The sequence below is a fragment of the Rhodococcus sp. IEGM 1306 genome (assembly GCF_036541985.1).
Lineage (GTDB): Bacteria > Actinomycetota > Actinomycetes > Mycobacteriales > Mycobacteriaceae > Rhodococcus_F > Rhodococcus_F qingshengii.
Window position 1 is genome coordinate 163,413 of record NZ_JAZHFF010000010.1, and the last position, 15,945, is coordinate 179,357.

Sequence of the window (15,945 nt, forward strand, 5' to 3'; positions counted from 1 at the left end):
CCGCGCTCCCCCGCCGTCACTTCTGGCTGAAAAGCGTCCTTGCCGACCACAGCCCACCGAGGGAAAGAACTGCGACGGTCATGTAGTAGTAACTCGGGGCGTCGAGCGAGCCTGTTGTACTGATCAACCAGGTCAAGACCAACGGCGCGATTCCGCCGAGCAAAGTCACTCCGAGGTTGTACGACAATGACATTCCGGTAGCCCGGATCTCTGCCGGGAACAGCGAACTCATCAGGGCGGGCAAGGGACCGAAGGCAAACGCCATGATGACACCCAGGACCGAAACAACCAGGACGAGGGTCAGAGTCGACGGGTGATCGACCATCAATTTGAAGAGCGGCCAGGCCAAGACGATTGCCGCAACGGCGGCCCAGGTCATAACTCTCGCCGGTCCGACCCGGTCTGCAAGATGCCCGATCAACGGCACGGTGATCAAGGTGACCAGTCCGGCGACGATGCCGCCGAGATAGCCGGCCGAGGCGGAAACTCCGAGGTTCTTCACGGCAAACGTCGGCATGTACAAGATGAGGTAGATCGAGATAGTCGCGACGCCCACTACGGCGGCACCGGTCAGTACCCGGCCGAGATGCCTGGTCAGCGTCGTCTTCAGCGGAGCCTTTTCCGGAACGCTCGTCTTGAAATCGTCCGTTTCGTCAAGCTTGGCACGGATGTAGAGTCCGACCGGCCCGACGATAATGCCGAAGAAGAACGGAACGCGCCAGCCCCACGAGTAGAGCGCTTCATGCGAAAGGTGGGTGTTGAGCACGTATCCGAACAGCGATGCCAGGAAAACCGAGGCACCCTGGCTGGCAACTTGCCAGGAAGAGTAGAACGCCTTCTTGTGTGGCGCAGTCTCCACGAGGAAGGTTGTAGCAGTACCGAATTCACCGCCGGCGGAGAATCCTTGAATGAGACGTGAGACAAGGATGACGACGCCGGCCCACGGTCCGATCATCGAGGTCGTCGGCGCCACGGCCATGATGAGCGTGCCGATCATCATCAGCATCATCGTCAACGTCAAGGCGTTCTTGCGCCCGCGACGGTCGGCATAGCTTCCGAGAACCATCCCGCCAAGCGGCCGGATGACGTACGAGATCGCGAACGTCGCGAACGTCAGTATCAAACCGAGCGTGTTGTCGCCGCCGGGAAAGAAGTTATGGGCGATGACCACTGCGAATGATGCGTAGACGATGACGTCGAACCATTCGAGCGCAGCGCCGAGCGAACTGCTGATCACCGCCTTGCGAGCAGCGGCCAGGCGTTCCGGGGTGACTGTTCCGGAGGTTGGCGTAGTTGCCGTGGACATGGTTTTCCTTAGGGGGTCAGGCGCGGGCGTGAGCGATGACGTTCCGAACGAATTGCTCGCACTGTGCCAATTGGTCAAGTGTCACGTACTCGTCAGGTGCATGCGCCTGAGTGATGCTTCCCGGCCCACACACGACAGTGGGGATACCGATAGTCGCGAACATCCCGGCCTCGGTGGCGTACGCGACCTTTTCGTCCGATGCCCGACCACCCCATTGTTCGACCAGTGCGGCCGCCGAAGCATTCGCATCCGTCTCCAGGGGAGGGACCGAGGCCGACACGTGCATCGTCACGGAAGCTGACGGGTTTTCTTCCCGCATCAGGTTTTCGATCCGATTCGCCTCGGCGGCAAAGCGTTCGAGCAAATCTGCGGCGCCAGCTGAGCTGATGCTCCTGAATTCGAAAGTGATGGAGCAATCCTCGGGGACAGTGTTCACTGCGATCCCGCCGGATACGAGATTGACCGAACACGTCGTCCAGGCCACGTCGAATGCGTCGTCGTACGGGCCGGACGCACGGAGTTCGTCGGCCGCGCTTCTGACGAATCGAATCAACTCCGCGCCGTATTCGATCGCGTTGACTCCTTGCGGAGTAAGCGACGAGTGCGCCGAAACACCATGCAGATCAACACGTATGACGTTCATCGACTTGTGTGCGCGAATGACCCGCATCTCCGACGGCTCTCCGACGACGCACACATCAGGGCGCAGGTTCCGGGAAACAACCTCCTCGACCAACCCGGCCGCACCGATGCAGCCGACTTCCTCGTCGTAGGAGAATGCAAAGTGAATCGGCTTCGCCAGCGGCCGAGCAACGATGTCGGGGATCGCAGCGACGACGATCCCGATGAACGACTTCATGTCGCACGTGCCACGTCCGTACAGGCTTCCGTCGCGAACGTCGGGCGTGAAAGGCTCGCTACTCCAGTCTTGATCGTCAACCGGCACTACGTCTGTATGGCCGGAGAACATCACACCGCCGGCAGTACTTCCGTCAGGAGGAGTGAACGTTGCCAACAAGTTGAGCTTCGTTCCCTCGTCATCGGCAACAAGTACCGGCTCGACCCCATGGCGACGTAGTTCCGCCGCAATGAGATCGATCAACGGTCGATTGCTCACGGCACTCGTCGTATCGATTCCGATGAGGCGTTGCACCCACTCGAGGCTTCTCTCTGTCGGAACAGCGGGCAACGTGGTCGATGACATCTGGTTTCTCCTTTCACAGCATGAACGCGGTGGGCACTCGCCACCGCGTTCTGCCCTTCGAGCATGAATGAAGTGATCCCAGACACAGTGAAGATGCACGATACTTGCACCATGATCGAAGAAACGCAGGATTCCGCCGTACTGGACGACGTCGACCTCGCCCTGATCAATTGCCTGCAACTCGACCCGCGAGCGTCGTGGCGCACGGTTGGCGACGCGCTCAAAGTGGATCCGGTTACCGTGGCTCGCCGCTGGCAGCGGCTACAGGATTCCGGCACCGCCTGGGTCTCTGCCAGGGCAACCGGCCATGGCCGTCCGGAATCGTGTCTGGCTTTTGTCGAAGTCGACTGCACGACTTCGAACGCGTTGACGATTGCAGAACGACTTGCCCGCTGGCCGCACGTGCTGAGCGTCGAACACACAAGCGGCCCAGGCGACTTGACTCTTCTCGTCGAGGTCAGAGACATGGCTTTCCTGTCGCGTTTCCTGCTTCGCTCACTCGCGTCGGTGCCCGGGATCGTCAGTTCGCGTGCACACCTCGTCACCGAGGTCTTCGCGATCGGAGACGACTGGAAATTGCAGGTACTCGATGCCGCGCAGCGAGCGACGATGACAGACCGGCCTGTGCGATACAAATACGCGCCGACGGATCAGCGCCATCACGGGAAGACGTTCGACGCGGTCGATCGCCAATTGATATTGAAGCTGGGCGAGGACGGTCGATCCTCGATTGCCGAGCTCACGGTCGGTACCGGCCTCAGCGAAAGTACGGTCAGGCGGCGACTTGCCGAATTGACGTCGCGCAACCAGATCGTGTTCCGCTGCGACGTGTCTCTACCGCTGTCCGGCTGGCCCCTCGTGACCTGGGTGTGGGGATATGTCGATCCCACGGACCGGTCGACGATTCGTGCCCTGGTGGAGCGAGTGCCGGGAACGCGGGTGTGCATGCGGATATCCGGTGGACGCGCCAACACACTGCTCGCGATCGCCGCACACTCCCTTCGCGAAACTCCCATTACCGAAGTACAACTCGCACAAGAGGCACCGGGCCTGGTGGTGCTGAACAGGTCAGTGGTGCTGCGATCGATGAAGAGGGTGGGCCGACTTCTCGACGACGAGGGCAAGAGTGCCGGGGTCGTACCGATGGACATCTGGGCGGAAGCCCCGGAGATCGAGTGAATGTCCGAAATAATCAATCACGATGCGCTGTGGCGGTGAAGGATTGTTGTCATGACTTCAACAGAGATCTCCCCCGCCCAGCGTTATCGGGATCTGGCTGCCGGATTCACGGCCCGGATCGACGCCGTACCCGCCGACCGCTGGGACGACGATTCCCCCTGCGAGGGCTGGACCGCCCGCGACGTGGTGAGACACGTGCTCGACAGCGAACGAGACATGGTCAAGGTAGTCGGCCTGGAATTGGCACCCGGTCCGTCGGTCGACGACGACCCGTCGGCAGCCTGGGCGGCCGTCCGCAATTCGATGCAGGAAATTCTGGACGATCCGGCAAAGTCCACCCTGGAATACGACGGACACTTCGGCAGGACCAACCTCGGGGCCACGGTCGAGGGGTTCTTGTGTTTCGATCTGGTCATCCACGGTTGGGACCTCGCGGCCGCAACCGGCACCGATACGACGATGCGAGACGCGGACGTGGAGTGGGTGTCGGAGATCGCCGCGGGCCTGGGCGAGTCGATCCGCATGAGCGGTGTGTGCGGCCCGGAAATACAGGTTCCGGACAACGCTGACAAAGCGACGAAACTCCTTGCCTTCCTCGGCCGGAAGGCGTGAAAAAGCACCCCTGACGTGGGCATTACTTCCATACGCATGTAATGTCGCGGTATGCCGGAACGCCGAAAATCCTCCACGAGTCCAGACCTGCTTGCGGCGGCATTGTTCGATGTCGCCGCGGAATCCGGACTGGAAAATGCCAGCGTTCGCGAGGTCGCAAAACGGGCGGGTGTCTCGATCGGCGCAGTGCAACATCATTTCTCGACCAAGGACGAGATGTTCGCATTCGCACTGCGAACACTCGTCGATCGATTGTTGACGCGACTGGCCGAATCGTCCGCCGACGCAGACCCGCATACCGCCCTGTTCCAGGCGCTCTCGCAACTCCTGCCCCTCGACGAGCAACGCACGCGTGAGGCGCATGTGCTCGCCGCGTTTGCCGTGCGCGCCGCAACCAGTGAGTCACTCTCCGAAATTCGCCGGACAACCCTGTTCACAATCCGCACCGGCATCTCGACAGTTCTGATCGGCATCGGAACTCCGGAAGCGGAAACCAGAGCGGCACTTCTGCTTTCAACCGTCAATGGATTGGCACTCGACGCACTCGGAAGCCCCGCCATGTATCCGCCGCAGTACCTCGATCACGCTTTGGAAACCCAGATCCGCCTCACCCTGCACGACGCCGAGAACCCGCTCGCCTCCGTCGGGCTCGCCAGCTGACGTGGAAGGAGCAGGACGCTTCGCGCCGAGTCCGTCCGGCGATCTCCATCTGGGAAACCTCCGGACTGCCCTCCTGGCCTGGCTGTTCGCCCGCACCAGCGGGCGCGACTTCCTCATTCGGGTAGAGGATCTCGACCGTGTCCGCCCCGGCGCGATGGAACGACAACTCGACGATCTGCGCAGGCTCGGCCTCACGTGGGACGGCCCAGTCGTATTGCAGTCACACCGTCTTCCCTTGTACCACAAGGCTATCGACCAATTGCGCGAGCGTGACCTGGCCTATCCCTGCTTCTGCACACGCAAGGAGATCCTGCAGGCACCGTCAGCGCCCCATGCTCCAGACGGCGCCTACCCCGGCACGTGTCGGAACCTTTCGGAGGCCGAACGCGCCGAGAAATCGGCAAGTGGCCGATCTCCTGCGCTGAGGCTACGGGCCGGCATCGACTCGTTCACCGTCCATGACGAACTGTTCGGCGAGGTGACGGGACCAGTCGACGACGTCGTCCTGCTCCGCGGAGACGGGGTGCCCGCTTACAACCTTGCCGTTGTCGTCGACGACGGTGCACAGAACATCGACCAGGTGGTTCGCGGCGACGACCTCCTGACCTCGGCTCCACGTCAGGCATACCTTGCCCAGCTGCTCGACATCGAACCACCGTCGTACGCCCACGTTCCTCTTGCCTTGAACAGTGAAGGCAAGCGACTCGCGAAGCGCGACGGCGCAGTGACTCTGGCAGATCAACTCGAGGCCGGACGCAGTACCGAGCAGGTTCTGACGATGATCGCGTCGAGCATCGGTCTCGCCGAACCCGGCGAGGTTGTCACATCACCCCAATTGGCGGATCGATTCGACTCTCGCAAGATCCCCCGGACCCCGTGGATTTTCCCGGCGAAGTAAGTGACGTATCAATCGGTGCCTCGTCGGAACAAAACTACGATTGTCCGATATGACAAAGCCGTCCGCAATAGCTATTCGTTGGCAATTCTCGAATAGTGAAGTACGGTCGAGACTGGCGAAGGAAATTCCGGGCGAGTTGTTCCTGCAAAACCACGCCCGGGATCTGAACCTGGAATCCGACCACAGTACCCACTTGCAGCATCCACGCTGACACGCACGTGCGGCACGGGCGACTCAGGACGAAAAGGAATACGCATGGTCCGCGAGCTTCGCGAGGCACTCGACGACCATCAATTCGAGGTGTTGTATCAACCCCAGGTCAATCTGAACTCGTCAGCAATTATCAGCTATGAAGCTCTTTTGCGTTGGCGTCATCCGCTGCGAGGGTTGATCGAACCTCAAGATTTCATGCGCTCCGCCGAATCCTCTGGGCTCATCATTCCCATCGGGCTACAAGCTCTGGAAATGATTTGTGCCCAAACAGCGTCGTGGCCTGAGCACATGATGGTCGCGGTCAACTTTTCACCTCGCCAACTCGCTACCCCGCACGCCGCTCACGAGATCCTCGGAGCCCTCGACAGTTCACAAACGCCACTGAGCAGAATAATCGTGGAAGTCACCGAACTCGGCGTCGTAGGCCGGCATGCCGCCGAGACTCTTCACGTCTTGCACAACGAGGGAATTCGAATCGCGCTGGATGATTTCGGGGCGGGCTTCGCGTCTTTCTCCGCATTGTCGGAATTGCCGCTCGACATTCTCAAGATCGACCAATCCTTGACCTGGGCTGTCAGCGCAGCGGGTCGTGCTGGAGACCGCGCCTTCATGGTCATGGAGTCCATCGCCGACATCGCTCGGAAGCTAGGGCTTGATTCGATCGCAGAGGGCGTCGAAACCGCGGAACACGCAGCCAACGTCTTGCGGGCCGGCTGCGACATGGGCCAGGGCTATTACTTCGGCAAGCCACTTCCTGCGTCGTCCGTCGTCACTCCCGTGTGAGCGCTCGCCACTTCAGCACGACGACACTTCAGTACGACGACGATGCACTCGCTATGAGTGCGACCACGAGAATCACGGCAAAAATTGCCAAGAAGGCCGCGCCGACCGCAATTCCGGCTATCGCAAGCCCGCGCCCCTGTTGACCTGTCTGCTTGATCTGATTGAGCGCGACAATTCCCAGAATGATTCCGACGATTCCGCCGAGACTGTAGAAGCAACCACCCGCAAGCGATACAACCAGCGATGCAATTGCGAGACCATTGGTGCCGACCGGCTGCATCGGCGGTGCGTACCCACCCGCGAATTGATTCGGTTGACCGTACGGGTTCGGAGGTTGGCCGTACTGAGGCTGTCCGTATTGAGCTTGTCCGTATTGTCCGGATTGCTGATATTGATTCTGCTGATATTGATTCTGCGGTCCGAAATTCTGCGGCGGCAGGTACGGGTTCGGTTCACCGATTCCGCCCGGCTGGGGGTTATTACCGGGCGGGTTGTACGACGGCGGTGGATAACCCGGGTACTGCTCGTTGGGAGTGGTATATCCGGGAACTTCAGGTGAAGACTGCGTTTCGGACGGGGACACGCCGTACCCCTCAGGAGGCAGGCTCGGAAATTCTCCGTACCCAGGTTTTGCCTGGTAATCGCTCGAAGAATCGTCGTTGTTGCCCCCGGAACTCGTCATACAACGCAGCCTAAACCACAGGTGACCTCCGAATCCAAGTGAGCAGATGTCATCCACATCGCTCTTTGATCCCAGTAGGGTCATATCCACTGTCACACTCGAGCGCGATATTTACGACTGAGGGGAACACATGACAACCGGTGGGTACGACCCCAACCAGAATCCAGAAGGCGGGAAGCAATTCCCACCCCAGGATCCATATGGCCAGCAGGGAACACCTCCTCCCGGAAGTTACCCCCCTCCCGCCGGCCCCCCGCAAGGCGGAAGCTACCCGCCCCCGCAGGGCGGAAACTTCCCGCCCCCTCAGGGTGGCAACTACCCGCCTCCCGGTGGATACCCGCCGCCGCCCCAGGGCGGAAACTTCCCGCCGCCTCCGCAGTTCAACGACCAAGGTGCGTACGGCGGAGGAAACCGACTGCCCTCTGGCGCCGAAGCCGGTGGACTGGGTATTCGATTCGGCGCTCGCCTTATCGACTACATCATTCTCGGCCTAGTGGTCGGGCTCCTGATCATCTTCGTCGACTCGGGATACTGGATAACAGGCCTGCTGACTGCCCTTCTGACATTCGCATATTTCGTTGGGTTCGAGGTCACACAAGGTTGGACCCCAGGCAAGAAGCTCCTTGGGCTGTCGGTGAAGGCCCCGGGAGGCGCGGGCCTTCCCACTCCGCAGCAGTCCGCAATTCGCAACGCATTCAACCTCTTGTCGATCATTCCGATCATCGGAGGACTTCTCTCGCTCGTTGCGTACATCGTCATCGCGGTCACCATCAACAACAGCCCCACCAAGCAGGGCAAGCATGACGAGCTCGCTGGTGGAACTCAGGTAGTCAAGGGTTAGGTGCGCATATGACAACCGGTGGGCACGACCCCAACCAGAATCCCGAGGACGGAAAGCAATTCCCGCCCCAGGATCCCTACGGCCAGCAGGGAACGCCTCCTCCTGGGAGCTATCCCCCGCCGGCGGGGCCTCCGCAGGGCGGAAGCTACCCGCCGCCTGGTGGATACCCCCCACCTCCTCAAGGTGGCAATTACCCGCCGCCAGGTGGATATCCGCCGCCTCCGCAGGGTGGAAGCTATCCCCCTCCCGGTGGCAACTACCCACCGCCCGGTGGATACCCGCCACCTCCCGGAGGCGGCAACTTCCCACCGCCGCCCGCCAATGACTACGGCGCAGGATTCGGTGGACCGCAGCTTTCCGTGGGCGCCGCAATTACCTACGGCTGGAACAAGTTCAAAGACAACGCATTGGTTTGGATCGGAATCTCGATCATCGCGTTCTTGATCGCCGGACTGATCCAGGGCGCTTTCAACGGTTTCGACTACACCAATACCGAATTCAGCGCGCTGTCCATTGTGGGTGGATTGGTCACCGCTATCGTCGGCTACATCATCCAAGCCGCATTCCTTCGTGGAGCGTTGAGCGAATTGGATGGAATCAAGCCGGCTTTCGGCACCTTCTTCCAATTCACCAACATCGGCGCAGTTGTTCTCGGCGGTTTCCTGGTAGCAGTGGCAACTTACGTCGGTTTGGCTCTCTGCATCATTCCCGGCATCATCGCGGCGTTCCTGCTCTACTACACGCTGACCTTCATCGTGGACAAGAATCAGGATGCGATTTCGGGCATCAAATCGAGTTACGCGTTGACCTCGTCGAACGTCGGAACGTTGGTCCTGCTGGCGCTCGCTCTGATCGGTATCAACATCGTCGGTGCGCTGCTGTGTGGAATCGGTCTTCTGGTGACGGCGCCCGTCGCGTTGATCGCCAGCACCTACGCATACCGCGTGCTGACCGGCGGCCATGTAGCTGCCTGATCCGTTCGTTTGCATCACCGAAGGCCCTGCGGTTCCACGTGAAACCGCAGGGCCTTCGGTGTGTTCTGCGCAACTGGACGGTCGCCAACTCGCATCCGAGCGCCTTGTGGTGCTTGGATGACGGACGTGACAGCTCAGGATCAGCAAGACGAATCGACCCACGAAACCAAATTTGCGCACGTCAGCCGGGGTTATTACCCGACGATCGTCGCGCTCTTCACCGCAACGCTGCTGATCTCGAACGTGGCGGCGACCAAGGGGGTCGCCTTCTTTGCGGATTCCGACTTCTCGCTCGGTCCCTTGCAGATTCTGCCCATCATCACCGATGGTGGATTCTTCTTGTTCCCGCTCGCCTACGTCCTCGGTGACGTGCTCAGCGAGGTCTACGGCTTCAAAGCGACCCGACGCGCGATCTACCTGGGCTTCGGCGCACTGATTCTTGCCGCTGCGTGCTTCTGGATTGCAGTGCAACTCCCGTCGGCAGAGTTCTACGAGAACCAGGCCGCCCTCGAAACCGTGGTCGGTGTCATTCCCCGGCTGCTGGTCGCAGGCTTGGCCGCCTACCTCGTCGGACAGCTACTGAACTCACTGGTTCTGGTCATGATGAAAAAGCGCATGCAGGAGAAGCATCTGTGGGCGCGACTGATCGGCTCGACCGTCGTCGGCGAATTCGCCGATACCCTCATCTTCTGTTCCATCGCGGCCGGTGTCATCGGCATCAGCACATGGGAAGACTTCATCAACTACGTGCTGGTCGGCTTCCTGTGGAAGACGCTTGTCGAGGTTCTGGTCATGCCGATCACCTACCGCGTCATCGCATACGTGAAGAAGCGCGAACCGACCTACGCCTGAGGTGCAGGCGTCTTCGCCGCGTAGAACTTTCCGAGCATGTCTGCCTTGAAGTCGTGGAAATACCCACCTTCGATGCTGGCTCGGATGTCGTCGACCAACTTCACGGTGAATCGCTCGTTGTGGATGGTGCAAAGCGTCGACGCGAGCATTTCCTTCGCCTTGAAGAGGTGATGGATGTACGCGCGGGTGTAATTGGCGCACGTGTAGCAGTCGCACTCGTCGTCGATAGGCGTGAAGTCACGACGGAATCGGCTGGTGTTGATGTTGAACCTGCCGGAGCGGACGTAAATCGCAGCATTGCGAGCAACACGCGACGGGTTGACGCAGTCGAAAGTGTCCGCGCCGTTCTCGATTGCGACGAAGAAGTCGTCCGGTTCACTGATGCCGAGCATATGACGCGGCTTGTTCTCGGGTAGTTCCTCGTTACACCAACGCACGATCGTTCCGAGGTTCTGCTTCTCGAGGGCGCCGCCGATGCCGTAGCCGTCGAAGCCGTATCCGTTCTCGCCTTCGATCGACTCGAGTCCGCGGCAGGCTTGACGTCGCAGATCTTCGTACTGCGCGCCTTGGATCACGCCGAAGAGAGCCTGATAGGGCTTGTCAGCGCGTTCGGCGGTGAGCTTCTCGTGTTCATTGATACAGCGGATCGCCCACGCCTGCGTGCGCTCGACCGATCGCTCCTGGTAGCCGCGGGTGTTGAGCAGCGTTGTGAGCTCGTCGAACGCGAACATGATGTCGGCGCCGAGCTGATGCTGGATCTGCATCGACACCTCGGGGGTGAAGCGATGCTTACTGCCGTCGAGGTGCGATTTGAACGTCACGCCCTCGTCGTCGACTGTCGCGAGACGCTCCTTGCCCTTCGCGATGACGTCGTCGGACTGCACACCGACGGCCTCCATCGCGAGCACCTTCTTGAACCCGACGCCAAGAGACATCACCTGGAAGCCACCGCTGTCGGTGAAGGTGGGCCCGTCCCAGTTCATGAACTTGCCCAGCCCGCCGGCCTCGTCGACGATGTCGGGGCCCGGCTGCAGGTACAGGTGGTACGCATTGGCGAGCAACGACTGCGCACCGAGTTCCTTCATGGACTCGGGCAGCACGGCCTTGACCGTGGCCTTGGTTCCGACAGCCACGAACGACGGCGTCGCGATATCGCCGTGCGGTGTGTGGATGGTTCCGGTTCGTCCGAGCCGGTCCTCGAGCCTGGTCCCTATCGTGAAAATCGACTCGGGACGCTTGTCGACGGAGGGCGCGGGCGGTGTCGGTACTGCAGAAGTCACGGGCTCAATCCTGTCACAGGAGCAAATATCGCCGTGATCACAGCGAAGAAAGTTCCTACGCGATCAGCATCCGCATTGGTCTACTGACCGAACCCGAGCGGTACCGCCGCGTGAGGGTCCCCACCATACTTCCCACTACACATCCCCCGGCTCGACCGGTTTACCCCGCCAACCCGCTGACAGGAGCTCACTTGACGAGACAGACCGGCCAGACCTACAACTTCGTCACCGTCGACGTCACAGACTCGATTGCCACCGTGACTATCGACAAACCTCCAGCCAACGCATTCAACCCCAGCATGATCGCCGAGCTTCTGCAGATACTGCCGGTACTCGCGTCGGACCAGACCGTCCGCGTCATTGTCGTGACGGGCACTGGACGGTTCTTCGTCGCCGGTGCGGACATCACCGTGATGCGCGAGCTGACGGAAGAAACTCAGCGCGCGATGCGCCCGTGGGTCGACGTACAGCGGATCCTCGAGTCGGCTCCCAAACCTGTCGTCGCGAAGATCAACGGGCACGCACTCGGCGGCGGAGCAGAACTGACGTTGGCCTGCGACTTCCGCATCATGGCGCAGTCGGCGACCATCGGCTTCCCCGAGATCGGACTTGGGCTTTTTCCGGGTGCCGGTGGCAGCCAGCGACTTCCACGCCTCATCGGGGCTCACCGAGCCAAAGTGCTCATGATCGAAGGCAAGCGCCTCAGCGCCGAGCATGCACTCGATATCGGCCTGGTCGACACCGTCGTTGCGGACGCCGACCTCGATGCGCATTGCGCTGACCTCGCACGCGAACTCGCGACGAAACCCACTGCCACCATCGGAATGATCAAACGCATTGTCGACGAGGGCATGTCGTTGCCGCTCGATCAAGCGCTGGATCTCGAATTCGAGGCAGTGCTCGACCTGATCAAGACGGACGACGCTGCTGAGGGACTTCAGTCATTCCTCGACAAGCGGTCCCCCACCTTCACGGGACGCTGACAGCTCCCATTTACCGAGAGGCCATCATGCTCAACAAATTTCAGAAGAAATGGGTGGGCGCAGTCGCTTCTCTCGCCGCCCTGACGATCGCGGTCAGCGGATGCACCCGGCCCGCTACCGACAACTCCGCGGAAAGTGGTGGCCTGGTACGGATCGCGGTGGGTGTAGACCCGTCGTACGCCCCGATTTTCCTGGCCGACCACGAGGGCATGTTCGAGGCCGCCGGCCTCGACGTCCAGGTCATCCAGACGGAAGGCGGGGCGGCGGGCGCCCAGAACGTCGTAGCCGGAACTTCGGAACTCTCCGGCAATGCCGACTCGACGGCACTGTCCGTCATGGCCGCCAATCCGAGCCTGCGGGCGCTGGGCGTATTTCAGGAATCCGACCGATACTTCCAGGTTGTACTGAGGAATGGCGTCGAGCCGAAGTCGATCAAGACCATGGGCGTCTTCCCCGGCATCGGCCTCTACTTCACGAACCAGTACCTGGCCAGTCTCGGCATCGACCCCACGACGGTCACACTCGTGAGCACAAGCCCGCCCGAACAGCCTGCTTTGCTGGCGCGCGGTGACATCGACGGCTTCCTGTCCTTCGACCCCTGGGTGACGCAGAGTGTCAATACCGGCGGGCGCGTTGTTGCCACGACCGGCGACTTCGGCGCCAAGTACGCCCAATGGATCATCGCTTCGGACAACTGGTTGTCCGCGAACGAAGAAACCGCAGGCAAGGTGTTCAAGGTGATCTCGGAAGCGTCGGCAATCGTGAACTCGGATCCGGATCGGGCTGCAACCGCAATTGCCGCGTCTATCCAGATGGACCCGGCCGAGGCCGCAGACCGGGTGACCCAAATCGATTTCGGTGGACGCGGATTCACCGAGGACGACGTGGAGCGCGCAAACGAACTTGTTGCATTCTTCCGCGAGCAGGGCAAGATCTCCGCGGACATCGATCCGTCCGCTGTCCTCCTCTCGGGATGGTTCGAGCAGAACGCCGCCTGAGCGGAGAGTGAGAACGGGTCCGGTGGGCAGACCGAAATCATGTCGCCCACCGGCCCGCAGAACTACGTTCGACTCCAGTCGGTTCGGCGATATCTTTCGATTGAAACGGAGTAGTTGTGGTGCATCCCCCGGTACGGGTCGTAGAGATTTCCAGTCCGTTTGCGCGATTCGCCGGGCGCATCCTGGTCGGGCTGGGTTTCGAGGTCATTCTGGTAGAACCACCCACCGGTGACCCCAGTCGCACCGAGTCCCAGGGTGATTCGTACTTGCATTGGCATGCGGGCAAGAAGTCCGTTGTCCTCGATATCGACGACAGCAACGATCGCCTCGCTTTCGAAGCACTGCTGCGCAGTGCCGACATCCTGCTCGACGGCAGCGCGACCGGCGCTCTACGCGACAACCGAGGATCTCTCGTTCACGTACGAGTGACACCCTTCGGCACAACCGGACCGCGAAGTGACTGGAAGGCAACAAATCTGACCGTCGCGGCACTCGGCGGGATGATGGCCCAGGTCGGCGATCCCGAGCACCCTCCACTGCTGCTCCCCGAACTCCAGGCTGAGCAGCTCGCCGGAATCAATGCCGCAATCGGCGTGCTTCTCGGACTGCGTTCGCGATCCAAGGGCCACAACCCGTTGCTGGAGATCAGCGCTCAGGAATGTGTTGCCGCCGCGCTGGAAGCGGGCACTCTTGCCTACATTCACGAGGACCGCGTACCACCGCGTCCGGGCCGGGTACATCCGCTCGTTCCGCACGGACTGTTCCAGGCCGCCGACGGTTATGTCGGTGGCGGCCTCGGCGGTAGCCCCCGCATGTGGGACGGCATGTTGGCCTGGCTGATCGACAACGATGCTCAGGACGATCTCGATCAACCGGAGTGGTCCGACGCGGTCTACCGAAAGACGCATCAGGAACACATTTTCGACGTTCTGTCCGCCTTCATCGCGAAGTGGCCGAAGGAAGAATTCGCGGTCAGCGCGCAGTCACGCAAGTTGCCGTGGGCAGCGGTCGACCGGCCCGAAGAACTGCTGCGTAACCCGCAACTCAACGACCGGGACTTCTTCACCGACGTGACCGGAGATCACGGTACCTACCGCGATCTCGGGTTCGGCTTCGCTTTCCCCGAAGGCCGGCGCATCGGAACGCTCGAGGCTGCCCGGTTGGGCCAGCATCAGGAACTCTTGAAGGCCACCTCGCCTGTGGCAGTGAACGAAACCCACGAGTTCAGCGGTGGCAGCACGCCCAGCCTCGAAGGTGTCCGCGTCCTGGATCTCACGTGGGTGTTGGCGGGCCCGTACGGCACCAGAATCCTTGCCGACCACGGTGCCGATGTCATCAAGGTCGAATCGATCGGACGCCCGGACCCGACTCGCTTTGCACCGTTCATGCATCTCTCGCGAGGACCGCACGACAATCCGAACACCAGCGGGTACTTCAACGACGTCAACCGCAACAAGCGCAGCATCACACTCGATACCCGATCCGCAGAGGGCCTTTCGGTACTGCGCGACCTGATCAGGAACTCCGACGTCGTGGTCGAGAATTTCAGCTCGTCGGTCATGGACAAGATGGGGCTCGGCTACGAACAACTCCGGGAGCTCAACCCGGACATCATCTACGTGTCGATGTCCGGGATGGGTCACACCGGTCCTCGCAAGGACTGGGTGTCGTATGCCGACATCGTTTCGGCAAGTACCGGTTTGACCGCACTGACCGGCTGGAACGCCGATGACGTTGTCGGAGTCATCTACGGCCATGGCGACATCGTCGCCGGACTGCAAGCCGGCGTCGCGATGCTGGCAGCCCTCGACTACCGCGACCGGACCGGCCGGGGACAGCACGTAGACCTGTCACAACTCGAAGCCATGGCAGCGCACATGGGTACCAGCGTTCTCCGAGCCGCCCGGTCACAGTCCCCCGATCCGATCGGCAACAGCCATCACGAACTGGCACCACACGGCGTGTACCCGTGCCTCGGCAGCGACCGGTGGTGCTCGATTGCCATTCGCGATACCACGGAATGGAATGCATTGTGCCGCATCATCGAAGCAGAGAAATGGATCGGCAATCCTGACTTCGCGAGTGCAGAAAGCCGCCAAGCCGATCACGAACGTATCGACGACGCCATCGCCGACTGGACCAGGACTCTGTCACCCGAAACCGTCATGGAACGCTTGCAATCGGCGGGTATCGCGGCCGGCACCGTCCAGGACGGACGCGATCTGGTCGAGAGCGATCCACATCTTCGGGCACGCAGTTTCTATTCGGCACAGGAACATCCCCTCGCCGGAACATTCCTCCACGAAGGCATCCCCGTTCGCCGGAACTCCGAACCCGGCTCGATCCGACGCGCTGCGCCGGTGCTGGGCGCGGACACCGACGACGTCCTCGAGTCGGTGCTCGGATACAGCGACGAACTGATCGCCGGACTTCGCGACCAGTCGATCCTGTCCTGACCGCACTCATATTCAGTACATCCA

At 61.1% G+C, this 15,945-nt stretch carries 15 protein-coding genes; 11 read left to right on the top strand and 4 right to left on the bottom strand.

The features are described from left to right. Positions 1-16: 16 nt before the first annotated feature. Together V3587_RS25035 and argE are read right to left on the bottom strand one after the other, a co-directional pair. The gene (locus tag V3587_RS25035) at positions 17-1,306 is read right to left on the bottom strand and encodes an MFS transporter (protein WP_003943831.1); all 1,290 of its coding nucleotides are present in this window, start codon (positions 1,304-1,306) and stop codon (positions 17-19) included. A 16-nt stretch (positions 1,307-1,322) separates the two neighbouring features. Further along, positions 1,323-2,510, bottom strand: a complete 1,188-nt coding sequence (argE, locus tag V3587_RS25040) for an acetylornithine deacetylase (RefSeq protein WP_283377316.1) — start codon at positions 2,508-2,510, stop codon at positions 1,323-1,325. A gap of 111 nt (positions 2,511-2,621) precedes the next feature. Here argE and V3587_RS25045 point away from each other — a divergent pair, with 111 nt between their 5' ends. From V3587_RS25045 to V3587_RS25065, 5 genes are all read left to right on the top strand, one after another. Next, positions 2,622-3,689 carry an Lrp/AsnC family transcriptional regulator gene (locus tag V3587_RS25045; RefSeq protein WP_064073653.1) on the top strand — a complete coding sequence of 356 codons (1,068 nt, stop codon included), beginning with the start codon at positions 2,622-2,624 and terminating at the stop codon, positions 3,687-3,689. Positions 3,690-3,740: 51 nt separating this feature from the next. Next, positions 3,741-4,301, top strand: a complete 561-nt coding sequence (locus V3587_RS25050; protein WP_050656464.1) for a TIGR03086 family metal-binding protein — start codon at positions 3,741-3,743, stop codon at positions 4,299-4,301. A gap of 51 nt (positions 4,302-4,352) precedes the next feature. Beyond that, positions 4,353-4,961 (top strand): TetR/AcrR family transcriptional regulator, encoded by a 609-nt coding sequence (locus V3587_RS25055; protein ID WP_019746515.1) that lies wholly within the window; start codon positions 4,353-4,355, stop codon positions 4,959-4,961. Position 4,962: 1 nt separating this feature from the next. Then, a complete protein-coding gene (gene gluQRS / locus V3587_RS25060) occupies positions 4,963-5,859 on the top strand; it encodes a tRNA glutamyl-Q(34) synthetase GluQRS (protein ID WP_283377317.1) in 897 nt (298 codons plus the stop codon). A 255-nt stretch (positions 5,860-6,114) separates the two neighbouring features. After that, positions 6,115-6,855: an EAL domain-containing protein gene (locus V3587_RS25065; RefSeq protein ID WP_003943863.1), complete on the top strand. Its 741-nt coding sequence runs from the start codon at positions 6,115-6,117 to the stop codon at positions 6,853-6,855. A 28-nt stretch (positions 6,856-6,883) separates the two neighbouring features. On the opposite strand, the gene V3587_RS25070 is transcribed toward V3587_RS25065, so the two are convergent. Then, the gene (locus tag V3587_RS25070; RefSeq protein WP_047271551.1) at positions 6,884-7,537 is read right to left on the bottom strand and encodes a DUF4190 domain-containing protein; all 654 of its coding nucleotides are present in this window, start codon (positions 7,535-7,537) and stop codon (positions 6,884-6,886) included. 130 nt (positions 7,538-7,667) lie between these two features. Here V3587_RS25070 and V3587_RS30715 point away from each other — a divergent pair, with 130 nt between their 5' ends. The 3 genes from V3587_RS30715 to V3587_RS25085 all read left to right on the top strand — a co-directional run bounded on the left by V3587_RS30715 (position 7,668) and on the right by V3587_RS25085 (position 10,204). Next, positions 7,668-8,378: an RDD family protein gene (locus tag V3587_RS30715; protein WP_007731590.1), complete on the top strand. Its 711-nt coding sequence runs from the start codon at positions 7,668-7,670 to the stop codon at positions 8,376-8,378. 8 nt (positions 8,379-8,386) lie between these two features. After that, positions 8,387-9,352 carry a hypothetical protein gene (locus tag V3587_RS25080; RefSeq protein ID WP_223304518.1) on the top strand — a complete coding sequence of 322 codons (966 nt, stop codon included), beginning with the start codon at positions 8,387-8,389 and terminating at the stop codon, positions 9,350-9,352. A gap of 117 nt (positions 9,353-9,469) precedes the next feature. Then, positions 9,470-10,204: a queuosine precursor transporter gene (locus V3587_RS25085; RefSeq protein WP_030535741.1), complete on the top strand. Its 735-nt coding sequence runs from the start codon at positions 9,470-9,472 to the stop codon at positions 10,202-10,204. Here the strand turns inward: V3587_RS25085 and tgt are convergent. Continuing rightward, positions 10,195-11,484: a tRNA guanosine(34) transglycosylase Tgt gene (gene tgt / locus V3587_RS25090; protein ID WP_007731594.1), complete on the bottom strand. Its 1,290-nt coding sequence runs from the start codon at positions 11,482-11,484 to the stop codon at positions 10,195-10,197. The genes V3587_RS25085 and tgt overlap by 10 nt on opposite strands. Before the next feature lie 191 nt (positions 11,485-11,675). On the opposite strand from tgt, the gene V3587_RS25095 reads away from it, so the two are divergent. From V3587_RS25095 to V3587_RS25105, 3 genes are all read left to right on the top strand, one after another. Then, a complete protein-coding gene (locus V3587_RS25095; protein WP_283377318.1) occupies positions 11,676-12,467 on the top strand; it encodes an enoyl-CoA hydratase/isomerase family protein in 792 nt (263 codons plus the stop codon). A 26-nt stretch (positions 12,468-12,493) separates the two neighbouring features. Next, positions 12,494-13,465, top strand: coding sequence for an ABC transporter substrate-binding protein (locus tag V3587_RS25100; protein WP_007731596.1), 972 nt, complete (start codon positions 12,494-12,496; stop codon positions 13,463-13,465). Between the two features lie 119 nt (positions 13,466-13,584). Further along, on the top strand, positions 13,585-15,921 hold the full coding sequence (locus V3587_RS25105) for a CaiB/BaiF CoA-transferase family protein (protein ID WP_283377319.1): 2,337 nt from the start codon (positions 13,585-13,587) through the stop codon (positions 15,919-15,921). Positions 15,922-15,945 lie beyond the last annotated feature (24 nt).

Bases quoted from the DNA above. Each gene is read 5' to 3' on its own strand.
- V3587_RS25035 (WP_003943831.1), bottom strand. From the start codon at position 1,306: ATGTCCACGGCAACTACGCCAACCTCCGGAACAGTCACCCCGGAACGC.
- argE (WP_283377316.1), bottom strand. From the start codon at position 2,510: ATGTCATCGACCACGTTGCCCGCTGTTCCGACAGAGAGAAGCCTCGAG.
- V3587_RS25045 (WP_064073653.1), top strand. From the start codon at position 2,622: ATGATCGAAGAAACGCAGGATTCCGCCGTACTGGACGACGTCGACCTC.
- V3587_RS25050 (WP_050656464.1), top strand. From the start codon at position 3,741: ATGACTTCAACAGAGATCTCCCCCGCCCAGCGTTATCGGGATCTGGCT.
- V3587_RS25055 (WP_019746515.1), top strand. From the start codon at position 4,353: ATGCCGGAACGCCGAAAATCCTCCACGAGTCCAGACCTGCTTGCGGCG.
- V3587_RS25065 (WP_003943863.1), top strand. From the start codon at position 6,115: ATGGTCCGCGAGCTTCGCGAGGCACTCGACGACCATCAATTCGAGGTG.
- V3587_RS25070 (WP_047271551.1), bottom strand. From the start codon at position 7,537: ATGACGAGTTCCGGGGGCAACAACGACGATTCTTCGAGCGATTACCAG.
- V3587_RS30715 (WP_007731590.1), top strand. From the start codon at position 7,668: ATGACAACCGGTGGGTACGACCCCAACCAGAATCCAGAAGGCGGGAAG.
- V3587_RS25080 (WP_223304518.1), top strand. From the start codon at position 8,387: ATGACAACCGGTGGGCACGACCCCAACCAGAATCCCGAGGACGGAAAG.
- V3587_RS25085 (WP_030535741.1), top strand. From the start codon at position 9,470: ATGACGGACGTGACAGCTCAGGATCAGCAAGACGAATCGACCCACGAA.
- V3587_RS25100 (WP_007731596.1), top strand. From the start codon at position 12,494: ATGCTCAACAAATTTCAGAAGAAATGGGTGGGCGCAGTCGCTTCTCTC.